Source organism: Psychrobacter sp. AOP5-GZ1-6 (assembly GCF_052376345.1).
Lineage (GTDB): Bacteria > Pseudomonadota > Gammaproteobacteria > Pseudomonadales > Moraxellaceae > Psychrobacter.
Map to the genome: position 1 here is coordinate 1 of NZ_JBQSVP010000164.1, position 6185 is coordinate 6185.

Here is a 6185-nt window from a genome sequence, read left to right on the forward strand (position 1 = left end):
GGGTTTACCTCATGCACATCACGGCTCAGCTTCTCTATACTGACTACTTTTTCTCGATGCGCAGGTATGCTTTTTTCCCAAGGTCGACTCAGGAGCTTTTCGATGGGATGTGTATTATTAGGAGGATTGTAAATCATTGATATATATTACCTAATTACAGGCTTATTTTTGCTAAGCATTATATGTCACTACCGCCCAAGCAAACAGACTGACGTTAATCGCTATCGCTACTATCCATCTGATATTCACTTGCCAGTTTTTACCATCAAAGGCCTTTTGAGGCTCTTCATCAATCAGAAATCGGACTCAGATCACGCTTATCTATCCAGCCAAATTTAGTACCCTCTTTATAAGCAACTTTCACCCAGTCCTCATTTTGATCAAAAGCTTCAATCAAATCACCTTTGATATAATAGTTTGGTTTCGACCGTGACTTGAATTTTTCATTGAGGATTTCTGCTTGATCTGTTTTGACCGTGTACTTGGTCGGAGGTAGGGGACAGTTTCTGACAAGCTCATCAGCTTCTGTTGGATATGAACCAATCAGGGTAATAAAATCATCTACACTTGTATTATTGTGGTTGATACAATAATACTCTTCACCAGTTGGCATAGAGCCCTCAGCTGATGCGTCTGATATATACCACTTACCGTTTTCAAATGCATAGTAAAAAGTATATCCCGATCTCCCTGTAGAATATTGAGTGCTTATAATAAATCCTAAATGGTCTCGACGCGGTAATATGTTGGAAACAGACCAACCTGAATCAGTGGTATAGCTGTGCGTATCTAAGCTTAGTGTGTATTTACCACTTTTGTCTCCAATAAGCACATAGAGCTCATCGCCTTGAAATAAATTATTATCGTCATTGATACGACTAATCACTAAGTCGTCTATGTCATCTGCATTGACATCGAAAGTAAATATTTCAAATTGGTCTTGCGATAGGCTTTCTTTTATAGCCTCAGGAGGTATTAATCCATAGAAATCAATTTTTTCAATACTGCCATCTAAATTCCAAGCTTTCCATACACCTATCTTTTCTCCTTCTTGATACTCCCCAATGTAAGAATAAACGTTAGGATCATTATTATATTTCCTGAAGCAGAGCCCATCCTTTTTGCCATATTCGCTTCTGCACTGATATGTTAAGACACCATCTTCATTCCAGCCTCTAATAACACCATGTGCTTCACCGTTCACGTACGTATCTTCTTGCCACTTTTCCCCATTTTCATAGTAATGAATCCAAGTCCCTGTTGGCATGTTGTTTTTATAGTGTGATTCTATTCTTTTATTACCAGACTCAAACCATACGGTTCTTGCGCCTTCTCTTGGATAATAATTGTTAGGATGGGCGGCGTCCTCGTTATCTACATATTCTAGTTTGCCATCAGTCAAAATATACGGATCTGTAAACTTATCTCCTGAGATAAAAAAGTCTTGTACTAAATACCTATCGTTAGGCAGTTCTTTAATAAGCACTCGATAATAATAAGCATCTGACTTAGTAGATTTTTCAAGACCAAATAAATCATGAGCACGCATGTATAAAACGATATTTGGTTTAGCATTTACATCGTTATCAGCACCGCTTACCTCAGCCCCAGCGACTGCCCCTTCACTGTTCATTTTGGCCATAACCGCCGTGTTTTCACTGGTTGGTTTGGATTCTGAAGAAGATGGCTCTGCACTACAAGCAACGATAGAGATTAGGGCGGTTAAGAAAATAAATTTTTTCAGCGTACTTTTCATTGAATTTAGTCTTATTAGAAGTTAATAAAAATTACTACCACCACTCACAACTGCCGTCATAAGATGAAAATAAATACTCATTATCTCTACAGTCAAGTGTTCGATCTGTATTGTCTGATTCAGGATCATAAAAGAGTATTGTATTTTTGATGACTTTAAAATCATCTGTTTGCGAGTCATATGAAAAGCTTACATACCTTCGTACAAACTTATTGTCGTAGCAAGATGTGTATTCGACAGCAAAACCACCTTCGCTCAAAGTTATGTCTTCTAGGCCTTCCATCATGCAACCCTTAATTGGATCTTTGAACATTAAAGTGTTTTGTTGCCATAAAAAGGCTTCGCCATTGACCATTCGGTATACGGAAATTTCAAGATCAAAATTCCTAACGTCTTGCTCTTTAGGCTTTGCAACGCTAATAATATCGTTTTCACCATCCATATCTAAGTCAGATTCTTTTTCGTAAATAACCTTCATCGCAATCGCATTATTATCAGATTGCGAATCAGTATTAATGAAACTATATTGTTCATTTGGCTGCTTAGGATATATTTCGGTTGTTGCTTTAGTGGTATTCCCTATATTTTTAACCTGATAGGCTTTTTCAAAACAATCTTTGTTTGAATCTTTATTTTTTTATTTAGCAAAATTTACATAAAACTTAAAAGGATCTTGATCTATATCCTCTTTTGTATTGACAAGCTTCCACATACCATCAAAGTAATAAACCAATTTTGTTGGATTGTCTTTTATATAATAGGGAGAGTCGAGGTTCTTAGTAAAAACTAAGTCACTTTTATCGATAACTCTAACAAATATCTCAAAGTTATCTTTTATTTCGTTCAGCGTTAGCGCATTAACATTATCTATGGCGGAGTTCAATTCAGACATCGTATTTGGAATAAAGACATTGTTTTTGGGAAACAAAAAGACCTGAATATCTCCAAACCTGTTGCTATCACTATATATACAACCGTAGTCAGGATAGTAAAAGTGACCTTCGTTAAAAGTGAATAAATTATTCCCATTACATTTGATTATGCTGTCAAAAGATACTTTTTCATTTTTAACGATAGTTGCCTTATCCTGCCCTAGTGGGTGTTCGGCACTCTCTAGTCTGCTATCATTTAGATCGTTAGTAGGAGAACTAACTGAACAGGAGACCAACATTATCGAAAAACATATAGATAGCGGTTTTAAAGCTTTTAACATTTAGAGAGCCTTTTCATGATCGAAGGTACGTTCAAATTTGTTGGATCCATAGTCGATTTGGTCTAGACCAGCCAGTACAAATAGGACGAGGCTGCCGTCAGTTGCAACCACACTTGACCAATGTAAGTAAGGATTATATGTGGCTTTTCTTACTTGGATACCTTTAGGCTAACTATTAAAGCCGGTATTCAAATACATACTGTATTTTATCGACTATATTCGATTTTTATTTATGGACCAAAGCAAGGCTATAGACGCCCAAATTTTATGCAGTATAACGTCTATCCGACTTTTCATTTTAGATAAGACTTGTCATATATAGAAATTTATCGCAATATATTGACCAGATTTTCGACTATTATCCAATTTTCAATATCTTTTAACCAAACGAAAACGGTTTAATATTGGATATTTTGCCTTATTTTTTATAACAGATAACTGCCTGCTTCTATGACTTTTAAACCCCTACTCCTATCTTTATTGATATCACCTTTATGCACTTTATCTGCCTGCGCCAACACGCCTGACACATCAGTAGACAACAATGGCGTACCCCAAACTCGTAGCGATCTAACCGATGCTGAACAAAAGCAGCTTGATGACTTTGTCGCTAAGCAAAAAGCCAATATGCGCTTTATTGAAGGCGGTAGTTATGAGATGGGCGACTTTGGGCCAAAGCTTGATTGGACTGGTGGCATGCCAATTTCTAGTAACGGAGATAATAAAACCTTGCATAAGGTAACACTTGATAGTTTTAGTATGAATGCGTACAAGGCAACTTATGGTGACTTCGATATCTATAGCATGGCGACAGGACAGCCAAAAGAAGGGATGCAAGAGTATGCAGAAAAAGTACGCCAACCCAATGCTGCTGCGGGTATCGACTGGCAAACAGCTCAGCACTATTGCCAGTGGCTTGGAGACGAGCTAAATGTATCGATGAATCTACCAACTGAGGCTCAGTGGGAGTATGCGGCTCGTAATCGTGGTCAGTATGTGCTATTTCCAACCGATACAGGAGATATAGACGATGGACGTAATATATGGACTTTTGAGCAAAAACAGGAGATAAGAAGTAAATATAATACTAGCCTTGCTGTGCCTATAGTAGGTCTATATCCGCCTAATCCGTTGGGATTATATGATATGACCAATCAGAACTATGAATGGATGAGTGACTGGTATGATGATAATTACTATGCTGAAAGTCCAGAACATAGTCCGCAAGGTCCATTAGCTGGTAAAGAAAAAGTACTACGCAGCGTAGAGGCAAATGAAGGCGATGCGAGCACCATTAAGTTGATAGGTGCTGTAAGCGTAAAACGTTGGCATAAAGTACCCAATCCGCCTCTTTTAGACAATGACGCTGAAATTAATCAGAATGGAGACACTTCTGCACGCTGCGTTGCTAACAGCCCACAGGCTATTAGCTGACCACCTTCTCTTTTACAACTATAAACGCTAACTCAGGCAGATTTGCCCCCTCTCATAAATAACACCCCACTAATAATGACGCTGCATACACTACATAGAATAAACACATTGTGCGCGCCGCCCGGCATATACTCCATAAATGATGTGAAGAACTGACCCGAAAACACTGCCATCGTAAAATACGATAGATTACGACCACGTACTTTGGCAGCGCTTAACTCTACTGTCATGTGGTTCAGTAGCGGAATACTAAAGCCAAAGCCAATGCCGATTAACAGCGCGCCTATTATTAATATCAAGGTGCTGGCTTGCGTAAAGCAAACATATGACAATGCAAATGCTAAGAATGCCAGCGCCAGTACTTTGGGCTCATTCAACCATTTGATTATTTTGGGCATAAAACCTGCGGTAACGACCGCCACCAAAGAGATAAAAGCCAGCAGCTGACCGATTTGTGATTCGTTGTAGCTAAGCTCATTCATAGTGATGGGCAATAACACGGTTGACGTAAAAAATATAGTCATCGCTAAGGTTGAGATAAGATACACATTTTTTAGAGTCAGACCGCTAATAATGGTTTTACTGTCGTCTTTTACTATCTGTGCATTCTCTGCTGTAGCTGCATGATTACGCGGTACAAACAGTAACAGCATGGCTAAAAACACCCACGCCACCAAATAAATCGATAGCGGTAAGGCCCAAAATTGTGACGCAAGTAAGCCACCCAAAAACAAGAAAATGACCCCGCCAAGCTCGATGGACATGCCTTGTTTAGCAATCATTTTTAGGCGTGCCTCTCCCTGATACCACGTAGAGATGAGTACCGTGCAGCTCGCCATGACGACCGCCGTGATACCACCCAATAGAAACCGATTGCTAAACACCTGCGCTGGCCCATGTAAAAAATAAGCACTGGCACCTACAAGCCCATACAAAGATAACCCGATGATCAAGAGTTTGTACGCGCCATATTTATCGATGAGCTTTCCTGCTAGTGGCGCAAACACCACCGCACCTAATGACGGTAAGGTAATTAGCAGCACACTGTTATCAGTAATACCCAAACCTGCCGAAATGCTAACCAAGCCGGGTGCCAGTAACGTGCCGACCATAATGGTCAAACTGGCAATACACAATAAGGTAAAACTACCTGCGGTTTTTAACTGGTTCATATATGTCCTTAGTCGATAAAAAATAACATCGATATCTATGTACTGATATAACTGTACTGATATCACTTATTTTTTGGCAAACGCATTAAATACGGCACTGATGATGATAAAGAGGATACTGACCATCACTACCCCTGGCCATTGGTACAAGGCAAATGCTTTGACACCCGCCATAGACCCCAATGCCCCACCTGTGTAATAACCCAGCATATAGATACCATTGATGCGGCTCTGAGCGGCGGGATCGATACTAAAGACCCGAACCTGATTGGCCACTTGTGCACTGAATACAGCAAAGTCGATTAAAATAATCCCGATAATCAGCGACACCAAATTACCTGCAAACAACCCTGTAATAGCAAAGCCTGTCGCTGCTAGTGTCAGTGCCATCATCACTAGCGTTTTAGAGCCCAATTTATTGACCCATTTGCCAGAGGATTTGGCCCCTATCACCCCTGCCAACGCAATCACACCAAATAGCCCTGCCTGCTGCGCATTGTAATTAAAAGGTGCCTCGCTGACATAAATCGCTAGCGTCGCCCACAGCACATTGAATGAGGCAAACCAAAATGCGCCTGCCAAAGTAAATTTTTGCAGGGATTTATGTTTT

The 6185-nt window shown here is 39.8% G+C and carries 6 protein-coding genes; 1 reads left to right on the forward strand and 5 read right to left on the reverse strand.

Going from position 1 to position 6185, the window contains the following annotated elements:
• Nucleotides 1-289: 289 nt before the first annotated feature.
• From ACT3RN_RS14060 to ACT3RN_RS14070, 3 genes are all read right to left on the reverse strand, one after another.
• Nucleotides 290-1756, reverse strand: coding sequence for a hypothetical protein (locus tag ACT3RN_RS14060; RefSeq protein WP_442440181.1), 1467 nt, complete (start codon nt 1754-1756; stop codon nt 290-292).
• Between the two features lie 34 nt (nt 1757-1790).
• On the reverse strand, nt 1791-2234 hold the full coding sequence (locus ACT3RN_RS14065; RefSeq protein WP_192992650.1) for a hypothetical protein: 444 nt from the start codon (nt 2232-2234) through the stop codon (nt 1791-1793).
• 159 nt (nt 2235-2393) lie between these two features.
• Nucleotides 2394-2969: a hypothetical protein gene (locus ACT3RN_RS14070; RefSeq protein WP_442073308.1), complete on the reverse strand. Its 576-nt coding sequence runs from the start codon at nt 2967-2969 to the stop codon at nt 2394-2396.
• Between the two features lie 450 nt (nt 2970-3419).
• Here ACT3RN_RS14070 and ACT3RN_RS14075 point away from each other — a divergent pair, with 450 nt between their 5' ends.
• Nucleotides 3420-4403 (forward strand): formylglycine-generating enzyme family protein, encoded by a 984-nt coding sequence (locus ACT3RN_RS14075; RefSeq protein ID WP_192520640.1) that lies wholly within the window; start codon nt 3420-3422, stop codon nt 4401-4403.
• A 32-nt stretch (nt 4404-4435) separates the two neighbouring features.
• On the opposite strand, the gene ACT3RN_RS14080 is transcribed toward ACT3RN_RS14075, so the two are convergent.
• Both ACT3RN_RS14080 and ACT3RN_RS14085 read right to left on the reverse strand, forming a co-directional pair.
• Nucleotides 4436-5575, reverse strand: a complete 1140-nt coding sequence (locus ACT3RN_RS14080) for an MFS transporter (RefSeq protein ID WP_192520641.1) — start codon at nt 5573-5575, stop codon at nt 4436-4438.
• Between the two features lie 66 nt (nt 5576-5641).
• Nucleotides 5642-6185: hypothetical protein (locus tag ACT3RN_RS14085; RefSeq protein WP_444518730.1), on the reverse strand; the 544-nt coding region annotated here is incomplete at its 5' end.